This is a genomic window from Micromonospora sp. MH99 (assembly GCF_021442385.1).
Taxonomy (GTDB): Bacteria; Actinomycetota; Actinomycetes; order Mycobacteriales; family Micromonosporaceae; genus Micromonospora.
Window position 1 is genome coordinate 46,308 of the sequence record NZ_MUZA01000013.1, and the last position, 16,235, is coordinate 62,542.

At 67.5% G+C, this 16,235-nt stretch carries 16 protein-coding genes and 1 pseudogene; 8 read left to right on the top strand and 9 right to left on the bottom strand.

Annotation, left to right across the window (positions count from 1 at the left end):
• The first annotated feature begins 47 nt into the window (after positions 1 to 47).
• Positions 48 to 2,561, top strand: a complete 2,514-nt coding sequence (locus tag B0E54_RS09710) for a hypothetical protein (protein WP_234583000.1) — start codon at positions 48 to 50, stop codon at positions 2,559 to 2,561.
• Positions 2,562 to 2,575: 14 nt separating this feature from the next.
• Here the strand turns inward: B0E54_RS09710 and B0E54_RS09715 are convergent, their stop codons facing one another.
• A complete protein-coding gene (locus B0E54_RS09715) occupies positions 2,576 to 2,959 on the bottom strand; it encodes a peptidase inhibitor family I36 protein (RefSeq protein ID WP_234583001.1) in 384 nt (127 codons plus the stop codon).
• 331 nt (positions 2,960 to 3,290) lie between these two features.
• Between B0E54_RS09715 and B0E54_RS09720 the strand changes: the two genes are divergently transcribed.
• Complete coding sequence (locus B0E54_RS09720; RefSeq protein ID WP_234583002.1) at positions 3,291 to 4,166, top strand: cellulose binding domain-containing protein; 876 nt, start codon at positions 3,291 to 3,293, stop codon at positions 4,164 to 4,166.
• A gap of 4 nt (positions 4,167 to 4,170) precedes the next feature.
• On the opposite strand, the gene B0E54_RS09725 is transcribed toward B0E54_RS09720, so the two are convergent.
• The 5 genes from B0E54_RS09725 to B0E54_RS09745 form a co-directional block, all read right to left on the bottom strand.
• Complete coding sequence (locus B0E54_RS09725) at positions 4,171 to 4,944, bottom strand: DUF6082 family protein (protein ID WP_234583003.1); 774 nt, start codon at positions 4,942 to 4,944, stop codon at positions 4,171 to 4,173.
• Between the two features lie 47 nt (positions 4,945 to 4,991).
• Positions 4,992 to 5,606 (bottom strand): DUF6879 family protein, encoded by a 615-nt coding sequence (locus B0E54_RS09730; protein ID WP_234583004.1) that lies wholly within the window; start codon positions 5,604 to 5,606, stop codon positions 4,992 to 4,994.
• A complete protein-coding gene (locus B0E54_RS09735) occupies positions 5,599 to 5,874 on the bottom strand; it encodes a hypothetical protein (RefSeq protein WP_234583005.1) in 276 nt (91 codons plus the stop codon). The genes B0E54_RS09730 and B0E54_RS09735 overlap by 8 nt, the downstream gene beginning before the upstream one ends.
• A gap of 98 nt (positions 5,875 to 5,972) precedes the next feature.
• Positions 5,973 to 7,031, bottom strand: a complete 1,059-nt coding sequence (locus tag B0E54_RS09740; RefSeq protein ID WP_234583006.1) for an FAD-binding oxidoreductase — start codon at positions 7,029 to 7,031, stop codon at positions 5,973 to 5,975.
• Positions 7,028 to 7,318, bottom strand: coding sequence for a hypothetical protein (locus tag B0E54_RS09745; protein ID WP_234583007.1), 291 nt, complete (start codon positions 7,316 to 7,318; stop codon positions 7,028 to 7,030). The genes B0E54_RS09740 and B0E54_RS09745 overlap by 4 nt, the downstream gene beginning before the upstream one ends.
• 219 nt (positions 7,319 to 7,537) lie before the next feature.
• On the opposite strand from B0E54_RS09745, the gene B0E54_RS09750 reads away from it, so the two are divergent.
• The 4 genes from B0E54_RS09750 (at position 7,538) to B0E54_RS09765 (ending at position 11,219) form a co-directional block, all read left to right on the top strand.
• Positions 7,538 to 8,056, top strand: coding sequence for a flavoprotein (locus B0E54_RS09750; RefSeq protein ID WP_234583008.1), 519 nt, complete (start codon positions 7,538 to 7,540; stop codon positions 8,054 to 8,056).
• A 576-nt stretch (positions 8,057 to 8,632) separates the two neighbouring features.
• On the top strand, positions 8,633 to 9,625 hold the full coding sequence (locus B0E54_RS09755) for a hypothetical protein (protein ID WP_234583009.1): 993 nt from the start codon (positions 8,633 to 8,635) through the stop codon (positions 9,623 to 9,625).
• Positions 9,622 to 10,536: an aminoglycoside phosphotransferase family protein gene (locus tag B0E54_RS09760; protein WP_234583010.1), complete on the top strand. Its 915-nt coding sequence runs from the start codon at positions 9,622 to 9,624 to the stop codon at positions 10,534 to 10,536. Before B0E54_RS09755 ends, B0E54_RS09760 begins: the two co-directional genes overlap by 4 nt.
• Before the next feature lie 167 nt (positions 10,537 to 10,703).
• Positions 10,704 to 11,219 (top strand): macro domain-containing protein, encoded by a 516-nt coding sequence (locus B0E54_RS09765; RefSeq protein WP_234583011.1) that lies wholly within the window; start codon positions 10,704 to 10,706, stop codon positions 11,217 to 11,219.
• Positions 11,220 to 11,250: 31 nt separating this feature from the next.
• Here the strand turns inward: B0E54_RS09765 and B0E54_RS32765 are convergent, their stop codons facing one another.
• Positions 11,251 to 12,045 (bottom strand): very short patch repair endonuclease, encoded by a 795-nt coding sequence (locus tag B0E54_RS32765; RefSeq protein ID WP_308195344.1) that lies wholly within the window; start codon positions 12,043 to 12,045, stop codon positions 11,251 to 11,253.
• Positions 12,042 to 13,304 (bottom strand): DNA cytosine methyltransferase, encoded by a 1,263-nt coding sequence (locus B0E54_RS09775; RefSeq protein ID WP_234583014.1) that lies wholly within the window; start codon positions 13,302 to 13,304, stop codon positions 12,042 to 12,044. The genes B0E54_RS32765 and B0E54_RS09775 overlap by 4 nt, the downstream gene beginning before the upstream one ends.
• A gap of 225 nt (positions 13,305 to 13,529) precedes the next feature.
• Here B0E54_RS09775 and B0E54_RS09780 point away from each other — a divergent pair, with 225 nt between their 5' ends.
• Positions 13,530 to 13,952, top strand: a complete 423-nt coding sequence (locus B0E54_RS09780) for a DUF4259 domain-containing protein (RefSeq protein WP_234583016.1) — start codon at positions 13,530 to 13,532, stop codon at positions 13,950 to 13,952.
• Between the two features lie 76 nt (positions 13,953 to 14,028).
• Here the strand turns inward: B0E54_RS09780 and B0E54_RS09785 are convergent, their stop codons facing one another.
• Positions 14,029 to 14,772 (bottom strand): Eco29kI family restriction endonuclease, encoded by a 744-nt coding sequence (locus tag B0E54_RS09785; RefSeq protein WP_234583018.1) that lies wholly within the window; start codon positions 14,770 to 14,772, stop codon positions 14,029 to 14,031.
• 179 nt (positions 14,773 to 14,951) lie between these two features.
• Between B0E54_RS09785 and B0E54_RS09790 the strand changes: the two are divergent.
• A pseudogene (locus tag B0E54_RS09790) lies at positions 14,952 to 16,223 on the top strand (DUF3427 domain-containing protein); the annotation flags it as partial.
• Positions 16,224 to 16,235: the final 12 nt, after the last annotated feature.

Below are 16,235 nucleotides of genomic sequence, written 5' to 3' on the forward strand. Positions count from 1 at the left end.
GCGACGGCCTCGTTGACGAGTTCGAACAGTACATAGAGGATGCGACGATGTCGGTCGCGCTGCGCGACTGGGCCGCCGGCCGTGACGCCATCGTCCGCCCGCCCTGCCACGGCACCCGACTGCGCGGGCGCAGCGGCGCGCAGCTGATACCCGTGATCGTGCAGCAGAGCGACGGCCAGGATCCCGAACAGCTGTACGTGAAGGTGCTGTCGGACAAGCAGGCGCACGAGGAGACCGCCCGACACGCACGAGCGGTCCGGCTCGACGCGGGCTTCGCGGCACGCCACCTGGTCCCCCAGCCGTACCCGTCGCACCCGGTGGGCGACGGCCGGTACCTGATGTTCCAGGACATCGCGCACGGGGCGGAGCAGGTCGTTCCGCTCGCCAAGGTGGGTGACGACCAACTCAGGGACGCCTATCGCGCACTGCTCGACGGGGTGTGGGACTGGCACCCCAAGGGGCGGCGGGTCACCCGGACCAGTGCCGGCCGCTTCGTGCGACGAGAGCTGGTCGATGCCGACGCCGAGACCGAGGTGTACGCGGCCGTCACCGCGCTCGGCCTCGGCGACCTCGACACGGACTGGCTGCACGACCCCGCCAGCAGCGAGGTGCTGCCGAACCCGCTGCGGTTCGCCGCGGCCGGGTCGCTCTTTCACGACGGCCAGCTCGACCAGCTCTGCGGGGCGTCACACGGCGACCTGCACGGGCGCAACGCCCTCTTCCCCTGCTCTCGCACGGGCCACGTACAGGTCAAGAAGTTCTGCCTGGTGGACCTGGACCGGTTCGCCATCGACGCCCCGCTCACCCGCGATCTGGGCACCCTGCTCCTGGATTTCGTCCTCCCCGAGGTGGCCGCGGCCCCGCGCACCGTCCCGGCCGACGCCCTGCTGGCCCTGCTGATCGACCCGACCGGCACCGCCTCGGACCGACTGTCGAAGCGGACGGTCAAGGTGATCAAGGCAAGCTACGCGGCCGGGCAGGCGGTCGCCGAGAAGGGGAACTGGGCGGCGATCTGGCGGGCACAGTACCTGCTCACCCTGGTGAGTCAGGCACTGATCTGCTGCACCTACGAGAACGCCGGCCACGAGGGGCGTATTTGGTACCTCCGACTGGCCGCGCACGCCGCGCTCGCCTATCAGCGGGAGTTCCGGACCGACGTTGTCCCACCGTCGGCGGCCGGCCTACCAACCCTGCCGCTGGTCGGTGCCGCCCTGCGGCCCGCGTTCCCGGCCAATGACCGGTCGGCCCGGTTCGACGCGGTGGGGCCGCTGCCCAGCCAGCAGAACCGCGGCGCACCGCTGGACCGGACGCCGACGGACCAGGCCCGGCCTCCCGCCGACCCGGAGGCACCGGCGTGGCCCTGGGGCATGATTCCGCTTCAGCAACGACCGACGCCCGGGGGTTGGCACGGGCGGCACCCGGCCGCACTCCCCACCGGCCGCTCCGGCGACGAGGCCAGGCAACCACACCGCCACCAGGCCGCACCGACGCCGGCCGGCAACCGACCGGGCGCGACCCCGCCGGGGAACGCGGCCAGTGCCATCCGTGCCGGTGCGCCGGGCCGGCCGACGAGGCACGACGGCGAACGGCGCGTCAACCAGCCGTCACCACGGCCTGCCGTCTCCGCCCGGACGAACGCGATCCCGCGACCCCGTCGCCCCACTGGCGAGGGCGCCAGGGTGACGCCGACCGGGTCGAGCCGGATCGGTCGGCTGCCCCCGAAGCTGCGGGCCGTCCTGGCGATCCTGCTCGGTGGGGTGTCGTTGACATCGCTGGTGGCGGTCGGCACCTCCGCGAGCCGGGGCCGCGGGGAGACCCGGGTCGCCCCGACGGAGGCCCTACCGGGTGGGCTGTCGTCGTCGGGCAGCGCCACCCCCGCGTACACCGGAAGTGCCCGGCGTCTCGCGGACCTCGCGCTGGATGTCGCCGGGTTGACGCCGACGATCACCGACGGGTCGTACACCGTTGTCTGCCGGCGGATCTGGGCGCCGGCGGACCTCGCGCCGGGAGTCGATCGGGGCAGCTACCGGGACGAGCAACTGTGGTGGAACTCCGCGCTGTCCGGTCACCGGGTCGTCACCGCGTTCGCGGGCGGTCGCCCCTCCGGTGAACCCACGTCGGCGCCGTACGGCCCGGGGGACCTGTCCGAGATCCCACCGGTGCCCTCGGCGGACCCGGTGGAGCTGCGCCGGCAACTCGCCGACCAGTTGGGCGAGCTGCCTGAGGAGCTGCGCACCGCCGCCGGGATGATCACCGTGGTCAGCCGCTTCTTCCGCTATCACCTGCTGAGCCCCGCGCAGATCTCGACGCTGTTGTTCGAGTTGGCGGCGACGCCGGGCATCCAGGACCGGGGCGCGTACCCGGACTGGAACGATCGGACCGGGCTCGCCTTCAGCGCCGACGACACCCTGGGGCGCCGGGAGACGGTGCAGTTCGACGGACACAGCGGCGAGCTGCTCAGCCACGAAACGACCACAGTGGTCGACAACCAGATCCTCGAATACGTGCTCATCCTGAGCAAGGCACGGACCGACCGGACCACCGGACCCGGGTGCGCCTGACCGGTCGACGCGAGTCAGCAGCGACGCTGCACGTAGTTCGGCCAGTTCCGATAGGGCGCCGCGTCGCTGCGGACCCGGTTGGCCGCGCCGATGTCGAAGAGGCGGGTGTCGTAGTAGTAGAACGACACCGTCCCGCTGCCGAGGTTGTAGTGCGCAGACTCGACCCGGAACTGCCACTGCCAGGTGGCGAGGCTCTGCCGGCCGCAGTCGGAGAGCCGACCCCGGGGATAGCCGTAGTTGGGCCACTCGTAGAAGCAGTACCAGCCCGAGGGGCAGTCGGCGGCGACGAGCGTGCCGATCGGCCGTCGCAGCGTCACGACGAAAGCCCCGCCGTCGTAGCTGATCTCGTTGTCGCTGATCGCCTTTCCACCCGGGTGTGCGGCCAGATAAGCCGCCACTTCCGGACCGTCGGCCACCGCCGCGCGAGCGGGACCGGGCGTCGAGACAACGAACAGAAGACAACTGAGTACGGCGGCGAGCAGCGTACGAACAGAACGGGAAATGACCATTCGACACCTCACGATGTGAGCGCGCAGTCGAGTCAGCGTATGGACAACCCGCGATTGATCGCCAGGTGGAGTCGGTGCAGCATTCTGACAACGCGCTAATGGGGCACGGATGCGCGCTTCCCATTTCGTCGTACCGCGAGTCGATGGAAGTTGCAGCCACCAATCGGCCACCACGTGGGAATAATCATTGATCGTTGTCCATTGTGGTTACGATTCGGCCATGCGTGCCCGCCGCGTCACCGCCGTCGTCGCCCTCGCCGTGCTGGCGAGCCTGCTCACCGTCGCCTCCGCCCGCGCCGACGACACCCCGGCGCTGACCACCCCCGGCAGCCCGACGGTGCTGGCCAACGAGCCACACCGGCTCACCCTGACCTGGGCGCCGGCCGCCTGGGCGGGTGAGCCGACTGGCGACGGTCCGATCAGCTACGAGGTGCAGGTGCCGCTGGGCCCCTACACGTACCGCCTCCTCGGCACCACCACCGCCACCACCCTCACGCTCACCGACCTGGCGCCCGGCACGACGTACCGGATCGCGGTCGCCGCCCGCGCGCCCGGCGGCTACTCCGACAGCTCCCCCACGACGACCGTCCGCACCGCCGCCGGCCGGGCCACGGTCAGCTACCGCAACCTGGACTGGTCACCGACGAACAACCAGATCCAGTACGTCCTCCAGGTCACCAACACCGGCGACGGACCGCTCGACCTGAGCACCGTCCGGGTCCGCTACCACCTGCGCTTCGAGGGCGGCAACACCTCGCTGGTGACCAACTGCGACTGGGCCGCGCTGGGCTGCGACACCGTCCGGCAGACAGTGCTGTTCTTCGTCCCGCCGACCATGCCGGGCACGCCGACGCCACCCCGCTACCCGATCCCGGGCACCACGATCCCCGGCTGGATCGAGCTGACCTTCACCGGCGGAGCGCTCGCCTCGGGCGCGTCGACCGGGCCGATCCAGCTCCGCCACCATCGGCACAGCTGGAGCGACATCGACGAGCGCGACGACCCGAGCTGGCTCGCCCCCGCAGGCCAGTGGACCGAGAACGACCGGGTCACACTTGACGTCGACGGGGTCCCCGAGTTCGGCGACACGTTCTGACGCCTCACCCGTCGCGGCGGACCGGAGCGCCCTGGCGGAGACGGCGACCGGCAATGACGGTTAAGGCGCCGAGCACGACGCCAACAGCTACCGCGGTGACACGGCCGTCCCTGGCGGCCTTCTCGGACATGCTCGCGGATCCGGTCGTCCGCGCAGCCTCACGAGGCCCGTTTTCCGCTGGCCCCGCTGCGACCGCCGCCAGGTAGCGGCGGTCGACAGTCAACGTGAAGCGCCGCGCTCGCCGCGACGTCTCGGCCTTCATCCGAGGGCCACGCGCCTCGGCCCAGAAGCGGCGGCCAACCTGTCCCTTGAAGAACTGGTCGGCGAGCACTTCCAGATGCGGCGCGACGAGGACATCCACCTCCCACATCAGCTGCCAGTGGGACACGATCAGGTTCGCGTAGACGTGCTTGCGGAACCATTCGACATCGGCGGCGTCCTCGATCGGCCCCCAGCATTCGAGGAGGGCGGGATCGTCGATGGCCATCTTGAGTAGGTCGGTGTGCAGCGCACGCAGCGCCTGCTCCCGGGCCGCCTTGGCCTCCCGGGCCTGCAGCCTGAGCGACGAGACCACCCCGATGAGCGCGAGGCCCGCGAGAATCGCCGACGCGGCACCGTACGTCTGACCGACGTTGCCCAAGAGCGGCCAGTCGTACCCGGGCCGCCTGCCGATCCAGAGCAACACGACGGGCGAGAAGAGCACGGCTGCCAGCATCGCCAGGACGGCAAAGGCCAGGGTCGTTGACGCGGCGGATCGACGGGCCAAATCAGAGATCATCCGGAGTCGGGGCACACTGCCTCCACGCTCGCTGTGGAGGCAGGTTACTACAGCTGCGGCCCGGCCGGCCTTGTCCCGTCGACCTCCCGAACGAAGAAGGATTCGAACGGCTCAGCCTTTTCGAGCAGGGCCAGGACCTCGGTTCGGCAGGCTTGCACCACCATCGGCTCCACGCTCTTCTCGGCGCCGATCGGCGTGCCGGAGCTGTCATAGAGGACTTCGTAGACGGCTCGACTGCCAACCACCATCAGCTCCGGAACGGTGCCGGCCGCAGCCTCCCAGTCGCTGACTGATCGCGCGTCCAGCACGCGGATCTGCTCTCCAACTTGGGCGCGGTAGCGAAGAAAATGCAGCTCCCAGGTCAGGTACGGCGTCAGCGGCAGCTCGACGATCCGCAGGCGCCGGAGCCCGGAACCGAGCTGGTCGAGGTGCTTGAAGAACGCGGCCAGCTCCGGGTTCGGCTCGGCGGCGATCCGAAGAGCATCCTCCCATCGACCGTCTGCGTACGCCTCCCAGCTGGGGCTTCCCGGCTCGCGGAAGGTCTGGATCCGCTCGGTCTTGAGGATGGGCCCGTCGGTCGACTCGACGGTGGCGTAGAAGTCGGCGTCGTACTCGGCAAGGCTCAGTCGCTGCCGTTTGGCTCCACCCAGTAGGTCACGCATCCGGGATGTCCGGCTTGGCGGCCACGAGCATGCTTCGCGGAATGACGACCACCCGTTCGTCGGCTCCGACGCTCACACCGTCGGGCAGCCGAGTCGCAAGGACGTCGGTCAGATCGCGGCCGATGACCGCGACATCACCGTTGGACAGCTCCCAGACGTCGGGACAGGTCGTCGTTCCCCCACTTTCGCCCAACTCCGCGGCGGACTTGCCGAGTCGGCGCGAAAAGCGGGCGGCCCGGTCAGCTTCCCAATGTCCGGTCATGTTCATCTCCCACGATCGTGGATTGGCGGTCAGGCTAACAAGATGAGGGCCCAGCGCTGGACCGATTTACTCGTGCTTTCGGATAGGAGGAAGTAGATCTCCCATCAGGTGAAGGTCGCGGGCGTGTGGAGGCGGGCGGCGGGGATGCCCAGGGCCAGCAGCCGTGACCGGGCGCCAACCAACATCGCGGGCGGGCCGCACAGGTAGATGTCCTGGCCGGGGCGGTGGTGGTCGAGGGCGATGGTGAGGGCATCGCCCTGCTCCGCCGGCCCGGCGCAGGGGTCGTCGGAGAACGCCGGCACGATCGTCAGCCAGTCGTGGGCGCATTGCAGCTTGTCGAGGGCTATCGCGTCGTACAGGTCGACGAAGGCGCGGGCCCCGACGACCAGGGTCACCCGCCGGCCGTCGGGGGCGGTGGCGACCTGCTCGACCAGGGCGCGCAGCGGCGCCAGGCCGGTACCACCGGCGACGAGCAGCAGATCGCCGGCACGCCTCGGGTCCAACCGCAGGCCAGTGTTGCCGGGTGGGCCCAGCCAGAGCAGCTCGCCGGGGCGTACCTCATGAACCAGGCGGTGGGAGACCGTGCCGGCGGGTACGGCGCGGACGTGCAGCTCGACGGTGCCGTCGGCGCGTGGGGCGTTGGCTGGTGAGAGCCAGCGCCAGCGGCCGGGCAGGCGTGGTGTGCAGACGGGGACGGCCTGACCGGGGTGGTGGGGCAGCCGCCGCCAGGGACGTACCGTCAGGATGGCGACGCCCGGCGACGGCCGCTCGTGGCCGATCACCTCGGCGGGCCACCAGGCCGGGCCGTCGCCGACGCGGGCGGCGGCGCGACGGACGGCGTGCGTGGTGCGGTCCACGGCGCGCTCCCACACGGTCGTCCACAGGGGAGGCGGTGCGTGCCGGGCCAGGATGGCGAGCAGCGCGTCGCCGACGGTGGTGGCGTGTGGGAGCAGGTCGTAGCGACGGTAGGCGCGGCCGAGCACCATGAGCAGCGCGGCCCGACCCGCCCGGTCATCGCCGCCAGCCACGAGACCGCCAAATGCGGCGAAGAACAGGGACGCCTCGCGCTGCGGCAGCAACCCGGGGCGGCGGTCCTCCAGCATGCACCAGAAGTCACCAGCCGCCCGGTCGTCGACAGACGTCCAGGCGGCGGCGAGGTTCACGCACCCACCTCGAACGCCCGCCTGACCTGGGCAATCCGACCGTCCGGCAGCTCGGCCGCCCGCAGGACGCCCTCCAGGTAGTCGACGACCCGTCGATGCTGCGTCTCCGACAGCCCCAGACCGCACCATTGGGTTGCGTTCCCGTCGAGCACGGTCGCCAGGTGCGTGGCGAGCCTGTCCAGATCAACCCCGATGAGGTACGGCGACAGCTCCGCGTCCGCCGCCACCAGGCGCAACCATCGGGCGACCAGGTCGGCCGGTGGCGTGGGTTGATGAGGGGTGGGCATGGCGGCTCCGAGACGTCGACGGATCGGGTGGCGCCGGGGCGGGCGGGTGCGGAGCTGCGCCGTTGAGGGCCGGCCAACTCCGGAGCCAGCACCCGCCCCGGGCCGTGCGTCGACCCTCTCCTTTGACCAGGCACGACGGCATGCCACGGTGATCATCGGCAGCATGCGCGCTCCGTATGTGGTCGACTACGCGACGACCGGATCGGGCAGACTGCGGGCATGACGGAACGTCCGGTGCTGTACCTGGTCGTCTGCGCCGCCGGGCCCGCGGAGCATATCGACGAGCTGGTCGACCTGCTGATCGCCGACGGCTGGCAGGTGTGCATGATCGTCAGCCCCACCGCCGCGCCGTGGCTCGACCGGGCGGCGTTGCAAGAGAAGACCGGCTATCTCGTACGCGTCGAGTGGCGGATGCCCGGCGACCCCGAGCCGCACCCACCGGCCGATGTGGTGGTAGCCGCGCCGGTCACGTTCAACACGGTGACCAAGTGGGCTTTGGGCATCAACGACACGCTGGCGCTCGGCGTCCTCAACGAGTCGCTGGGCGCGGGCCTACCCATCCTGGCCTTCCCGCACGTCAAGACGGAGTTGGCCGACCATCCGGCATATGCCGGCCACCTGGCGGTGCTGCGCGGCGCTGGTGTCGTCGTCGCCGACGGCAGGGCGCTGGGCCCGACGGCACGACGAGATCGCTGGGTCGTGGTCATCGAGGCGGTGCAGATGTATCGCCCGTCCTGAGGTCCCCGTGATCGGCGGCCCTTGAAGATATGCGTCGTGCGTATACCAGCGCTCCACGCACCGTGTTCAATGGACAGGTTCGATGAGGCGAACTGGACGGAGCCGCCCGTGACACACGCGAACTGCCCTCGGTGTGGCGGTCGGCTGGCCCGGGACAACGACAGCGGACGGTGCACGCCGTGCCAGGCCGCCGAACGTGACCGGCTGAGCAGGCCGCCCGTGGTGCCAGCGAGCTTCTGGGAACACGAGCCGGTGCGGCAAGCCTTGGCCGAGCGACATCTGGGACGGGTGATCAGGGCTTACCGATGCCATCCGTACCACGGGCGGGTCGCGTTGCCGCAGACCGTGGTGGCGGGATGGCTCGGGATCACGCAGGCGCAGTTGAGCAGGGTGGAGAACGGGCCACCACTGGTGCACCTGGACCGCCTGTCGCATTGGGCGCAGCTTCTCAGGATACCAGCCCCTTGCCTATGGTTCGCGCTCCCTGGTCAGCCTCGGCGGTCTGTTGAAGGGGCTGAAAGCCCCCGCGACTCAACGGATCGAGGGAGCGGCGGGCCGGACGAGGGTAGACGGGCCTTGTTAGCCGGTATCGCCGCTGTCGCTGCGGGCGCCGGCCTGCTCGGTGGGAGCGAATTCGTTCAGCCCCGGCGCATCGGCACGGCGGATGTCGCTCGACTGAACGCGGTCTTGGAGCTGTACCGGTCGGTGGACCGGGAATGTGGCGGTGGTCTGCTGTATCGGGAGGTGGCTCGGTTCGCCGAGTCGGTGTACCGGATGCTTGATTGGTCGCACACCGCTGGGCTCACGCCGCCTCTCGTCGCAGCGGTGGCGGCAGCCCGGCAACTGGCCGGCTGGACCGCGCTCGACGCGGGTAGGCACGACGACGCGCAGCGGCACTTTGTCGCCGGGGAGCGGGCTGCGCTGACGTCTGGGAACGTTCCGTTGGTCGCGATGATCCGGTACGCGCAGGCCAAGCAGCTTCAGCACCTCCGCCACAATCGGGACGCCCTCGCGACACTGCAACTAACTCACGCGCAGCTCGGTCCACAGGCCACCCCAGCGGCGAAGGCCCTGCTCTGGGGCGCGGAAGCAGCTTCGGTCGCAGCCCTCGGTGACCACCGAACTGCCCTGAAAACCCTCGGGAAAGCAAGTGACCAGTTCGTGCGCTTCGACAAGGAGCGCGAGCCTTCGTGGATGGGCTTTTACGACCGCGGGGAGTTGTTCGCGCAGTACGGTCGCGTGTACCGAGACATGGCACGGCGGGACAGCAGGCACGCGGCCGAGGCGGTGCGCTGGGGCAGAGAGTCCATCGCCGCGTTCGGCGCTGGGAACGTGCGTAGCACGGTGCTGAACGAGATTGGCCTGTGCAGCGCGCTGTTCCTCGCCGACGAGCCCGAGCAGGCGCTCGCGGTCGGCACGCGCGTGCTGAAGATGGCCGAGGCAATGAGTTCCAAGCGCGTGATTGATCGGGTCGTCAATCTGCGTCGTGATCTCACTCGGCATCGGCCGCTTCCGGAGGTAGCCGCGTTCGAGAGCGCCCTCAATGCTCGGGCGGCGATGGCTGCATGAGCGGACGCTTCTCCGAGGAGACCATGACGGCGGCCATGCGGGACATCGCCGCTGCCCTTGACCAGTCGGCCCACGATGCTCACCTGCTGCGATTCACCAACAACGCTGTCTTCGCGCTGCCCACGGCTGGAATCGTCATCCGAATCGCGCGGACCCACCAACTGAGGGATCGGGCGACCAAAGTCATACGCCTTGCGCGCTGGTTCGCTGACATCGACGCGCCGACGATCCGCTTAGCGCACGTCGAGCAGCCCATCGACGTCGGGGATCTGGTTGCTTCTGTATGGCAATACATTGCACCGCGCACGCCTGCAGCCACGGTGGAAGACCTCGGTACAGTGCTGCGCGATTTCCATGCCCTCGGTGTGCCGCCCTTCCCAGTGCCCAAATGGAATCCCATCGGGGATGCAAGGCAACGCCTATCCGATGCCGAGGGCCTAAGCGAGCCCGACCGCGATTTCCTCGCCACTTGGTGCGACCTATTGGAACCGAGGGCAGCAGTCCTCAACGAAGGCGGACCGCAGGCGCTCGTACACGGCGACGCGCACGTCGGCAATCTACTCCGAGAGCCATCGGGCCGAGTGGTCATGTGCGACTTCGACTCCACATCCGTTGGCCCATGGCAGATTGACCTAGCGGCGGTAGCGGTCGCTGAGTTGAGGTTCGGCACGAATGGGCGGCACCTCTCTATGGCTACCGCTTACGGCTTCGACGTCACCCGTGACCCTTTGTGGGAGATCCTAAGAGAGGTTCGAGAACTGAAGATGATCGCGGCTGTCATGCCATACCTAGCCACGTCACCGCAGGTGGCGGCCGAGTTTACAAATCGCCTGAACTCCATAAGTCACGGCGATTCGACCGCCCGCTGGATACCTTTCGCCGACCTTTCCCGCCCGAAGCCTATTCGCTGACAGTGCGCCCTCTTAGGGCACCCGGTCTCTGCATCTCATACCTGGTGATCTCCGCGCCTGCAGGGAAGTCGCAGCCACACGGAGACCAATGGCAACAGGCGAGAAGTCCGTTTCGGCGCCGACATTGACATGTCCCTACAAGATGTCAGAGTAAACTGGTACTACAGATGCACAAGGAATCACGCCAAATGATCATTTTGAGCCATGGCAACCTACTTAATGCCGAGGCGGACGGGCTAGTCAATCCCGTCAACACAGTCGGGGTGATGGGAAAGGGGATCGCCCTTCAGTTCAAACGCGCCCACCCCGCCAACTACGCGGCTTACCGCACGGCTTGCCGCGAGAGAAGAGTCGAATTAGGGCGAATGTTCATCTTTGACTCGGGGCGACCTGGCCCGCAGAGGTATGTGATCAACTTCCCCACGAAGGGCCACTGGCGGACAGACTCGAAGCTGGACGACATTGAGGCTGGACTGGCCGATCTAGTCCACGTGGTTGATGAGAAGAAAATCAATTCAGTAGCGATTCCCGCCCTGGGCTGCGGAAACGGCGGCCTCAACTGGAACGATGTTAAGCCGCTCATTAAAAGTGCCTTCGCCACGATCCCGGAGGTCCGGATCCTGCTCTTTCCGCCAGAGTGGGCACCCGGCGAAGTCGACGGTCGACCGAGAGGGCATCGCTGAAGCCCTCTGCGGTAAGGCGGTGGCAGCCACTTCACTCAACGGGCCGAAGGCGGCTGCCCTTGACAAGGTCTTCAACGCGGTCCGCAGCCGCCACAGGGTCCTCGTGCTCCCAGACCCTAATCACCGACCAGCCGGCATCCGCGAGCATCTGTTCTGTCTCGCGGTCCCGCGCGCGGTTTCGGTCGATCTTCTCGTGCCAGAAGCGGTCATTTACTCGGGCCGGCCGGTAGTGCTCCGGACATCCATGCCAGTAGCAACCGTCGACGAAAACCGCTACGCGGGCGGCAGAGAATATTATGTCAGCAGTGCGTCGCACATCGGCCAGCGGTCTGCAGTTAACGCGGTAACGCAGGCCCCTCTTGTGCAATAGCGAACGTAGCCGTCGTTCAGGTCGGGTATCACGAGCCTTGTTGGCGCGCATAACAGCGCGCACGTTCGAATTCTTCGCCCAAGATTTCGCACTCTCTCCCGTATCGGGTAGAGCAAGAAAGCCTCGACTCCACGCAAGGCGCCAGCCCTCAGTCAGGTTCTCGGCTCGCGTCGTGTACTCAACCTCACCGAGATAGCGAGTGGGTGAGCGGCCGTTATCGGACCAGCGCAGATACGCCCTAATTCTGCGAGTTTTCGGCAACAGTTTGAGTTCTACAGACGCTCGGGCCTGGCGCCCATCGCCGAGATCGACCCAGCGCCGCTCAGGGCCACCGGCAGCGCGGTCCTGCTCAAGCGAGGCCGCTCTCCGGGTGCGGCCCTGTCGCCCCTTCCAGGCCCTTGGTTCCGGTGGCTTGTCCGCCCAGCCACCCTCTACCCGGGCAGCATTCAAGTTCATTGATGACTCTCAGCCTCATCGAGAGCATCGGCGATAGCTCGGGCGAAGAACTGGCCGAGCGCGACGGGTACAGCGTTGCCAAGCTGGCGCATCTGTTCCCCCCTGGGGCCAGCGAGCCTCCAATGATCAGGGAAGGTCATAACTCGCGCCGTCTCACGAACTGTCATGTAGCGGTGACGGTAGGGATAGGGCGAACCGTCAAGTGGTTCGGGTAGAGGTTCGTCAGTCAGTAGGACTGATTCACCACCTGGCACACCGTGCACCCCAGCTTTGACTGTCTTCGCCGGTCGATCAAGTTCGTTCGGTGTATGGCCAGCGTAAATACGCGCATCAGGCCAACCTATGTGACCGGTGAAGCCACCGAGGTTGTACTCCCTTCGGTCCAGCCGATCCCACGGCACCTCAGGAAGGGGCGGCTGCCCATCCAGTCCTTTGAGCGCATCTCGCAAGGTGCGCCAGGGCGACAGGCCGTCGTCCATGGGCGCAACAGCCGGCAGTCGGGACATGGCACGGCGCCGAACATGGCCGGGCGTGCCGCGATGCCTCTCCCAGTAGCTACCATCCAGCATGGACCGGATCAGCGCAGCTTCCGAGAACTTTGGCCGCACCGCCTTCCGGAATGCTTTGATGTCGACTCCGAGGTCTGACCGGAAGGCGACCATGATGATTCTGTTTCGAACCTGTGGCACGCCGTAGTCGGCTGCGTTGACCTTGGTGGTAACGACCTGATATCGCCGCTTGGGGTCAGACGGCTCTTCAGCGAGACGCGCCTGCAGGACCGCGTCATGCTCGCGCCAAGTGGCGTCGTCATCACGCTCCTCGAAGGGGAGTTCCAACTCGCGCTCGATGTACTCGAAATAGGGACGGAACGAGGGACGAAGCAACCCGCTGACATTCTCACAGATCACGGCCTTCGGCTGGATCTCGCGAATGGCCCGAAACATCTGTGGGAACATGTTGCGCTTATCTTCATCGCCTCGCGCGACGCCCCCCAAGCTAAAGGGCTGACAGGGCGGGCCGCCAGCCAACAGATCCACGCGATCCCATAGATAGCCGAACTCAACCCGCGATACATCGCCCTCCACGAGAGGCCATCGCTCGTCGGTTGAAGGAATCCGCTCGCCCTCGCCCCTCGACACGGCCGCGTTGGCCTTGAGCGTCTCGCACGCGTACTTCATAAGCTCGTTGACCAGCAGGGGGCGAAAACCCGCTCGATGCACAGCCATGGCCAAGCCGCCGCCACCAGCGAACAACTCCACCGAGGTACGGTCACTGACTGGCTTCCGTGGCGGCTCGAGCATCGGAGAAGCATACCGCGGAGTTGTGGATCTAGGAAGCGACACACCCTAGCCACAGCCCTGGGTCGCGGGAGTCCGGGACCCGCAGCCGCTCCTCGTGGCGGCGCCCCGGCTACTCGCGAACATGATCCCTCCGACTGCGAGGCGGGCCGATGTGGTTTGGTTACACGACCACGAGGAGGTGCGATGGCGACGTGGCAACTAGGTCCCTTCGATAACGATGACGCGGTCGAGTGGTGCGGCGAGCTGGAGAACGTCGCACCCGATCAGCGCGCCAACTTTGTTCGTCTGACCCTCGACGCAGCAGTCGCGGCGGGGCGCGGCCTCTCACCCGAGGACGCCGCGCGAGCCATAGCTGCCGCCGCGACCCTGCTCCAGGCAGTCGACGGAGCGTCCCCCTCGGACTCCGCCTACGCCCCTCGCTTCCTCCTCGGCCGGACGGACGTCCGGGTCACTGCAGAGCTGCGCAGACTGGCCACACGGGCGCTGGACGCGGCGCTCGCTAATGGTTCAGCATGGCGACTTGGCTGGGCCGAGGACGTCGAAGAGGAGGAGGCGTTCGAGGTCGTCGACGCGCTTCGCGACAAACTCGCTCAGGCAGCGCATTAGCTGTAAGCATTTGACGCTCTCATAGGGTCACGGGAGACAACGGGACTAACGCTCATCCCATTTCTCACCCAGGCAACTAAAGATCCCGGAGCCGATCCTCTAGCGGCGTGAGACCCTCCTCGTTGAACATCGCTTCTTGAACGTCCTGGCCAATGACTGGAACGGCGTCGAGATTTGGAGGTTCAACGGCAGCTAGGTGGGTTCCTACCTCGTACCTAAGGTCGTGAGCACTCTTCTTAGTGGCCGGACGCTTCGCTGCCCACGCTCGTCCAGGGTGGAGCATGTCCCACGAAGATCGGGCTTGCCCCCCTCGCCCTTTGCCGGGGTCATGGTTCCCGAAACCATCAATCAGTACGTTCCAGACAGGCCGGTAGTGCGCGATCAGCAGTGCCTCCGCGAGTGGAACCCAGATATCGTCCGCAACGAGGTAGCGGCATAGGAAATCCGCAAGATGTAGGCCTGGCTGGCCCTGCTCGTCGCTGTACACCTCGGCGAGCTGTACCGACTTAGCGTGCTCCTTGAGGCGATTGAACAGTGCGGGCTGTCTAGTTGTGCTTCGCAGGCCCAGCGCTCCCTGTCGGGCACCGGGCGCGCTCGCACGCCCAACGTATATTGGAATCTCTCCCGGCTCATGCCTGGGCGGAGCGATCGATCGGTAGAGGTCCAAATCGCCGACGTAGTAGATGGCGTACAGACCGGCACCGGGGAACGCTACTTTCGGCGGCAGTGGCGCTAACGGCCGCGCAAGCAGAGCTCGCTCCACACTCTTACCCAGCTCCACACGGTCGAGCGGGTTGTAAGGCTTCGTGTGCTCAGGCATAGACGTGAGGCTAGCGCCTCATGATCGTCCCGCATAGTGCCAGGCCGCAAGAGCAGCTTGATTCGAAGAGCGTGATGCTCATCGGTCAATCAGGAATCGCGGATGCACGGCACAACTAACCAGCTTATGGCCGTCACGCACGCCTGTGGGCCTACGACACGTTCACTGCGACGTTCGAGACCGTGGACCTGTTCAACGAGGGCGTCGACCTGCCGATGGTCGACACGATCCTTATGCTGCGGCCGACCGAGAGCGCCACGATCTTCCTGCAACAGCTCGGCCGTGGCCTGCGCCTCGACGACGACAAGCCCTGCCTGACGGTGCTCGACTTCATCGGCGGGCAGCACGCCAACTTCCGCTTCGACCTGCGGTGGCGTGCCCTGACCGGGGTGAGTCGGCGGGCCATCACCGAGGCGGTCCGCGACGACTTCCCGAGCCTGCCCAGCGGATGCCACGTGGAGCTGGACCGCGTGGCGAAGGAGGTGGTGCTCGCCAACCTGAAGAGTGCGCTGCCCACCTCGAAGGCCGGTCTGGTGGCCGAGCTGCGGCAGCTCGGAGACGTCAGGCTGGCCACCTTCCTGCGCGAGACCGGCCTGGAGATCGAGGATGTCTATCGCTCGGCCAGCATCGGCGGCTGGGCCGGTCTGCGCCGACTCGCCGGCATCGAGACGGCCGCGCCGGGCGAGGACGACCGGGAGTTGGGCCGGGCCATCGGCCGCATGCTGCACACCGACGACACCGACCGGCTGGAGCTGCTGACCCGGGTCGCGGCGGGACCGCCCGCGCCAGGTCAGCAGGTGTACGCGGGGAGCAGTCGACTGCTGGACATGTTGCACTTCAGCCTCTGGGGGCCGAACGCCCCTCTCGCCACGCGTGACGAGCGGCTGGCGCGATTGTGGAAGGAGCCCGCGCGCTGCACCGAGCTGCGCCAGGTCGCCGAGGTGCTGCGCGACCGGATCCACCGGGTCACGCCCACTGCTGCCCCGGGTGCCATGCCGCTGCGGGTGCACGCCCGGTACAGCCGCAACGAGGCGTGTGCCGCGTTCGGGATGACCAACCCGGGCTCACTGCGCGAGGGGGTGAAGTGGTTGCCCGACGCCCAGGCCGACCTGTTCTTCGTCACCCTGGTCAAGTCGGAGGCGCACTACTCCCCCACCACCATGTACGCCGACCGGGCCATCACCGACACGCTGTTCCAGTGGGAGTCGCAGAGCACCACCTCGGCGGCCTCGGCGACCGGTCAGCGCTACACGTCAGGTGGTTCGACCGTGCACTTGTTCGTCCGGGAGACCCGAATCGCCGACCGCGATCTGGGCGCGCCGCCGTACCTCTACGCCGGCACCATGACGTACGAGTCGCACACCGGCGACCGGCCGATGCGGATCCTCTGGCGGCTCGACCACGCCCTACCCGCCGACGTCTACGCCACCGCCCGCACCATCGCCGCCTAGGGCTGTTAGGGC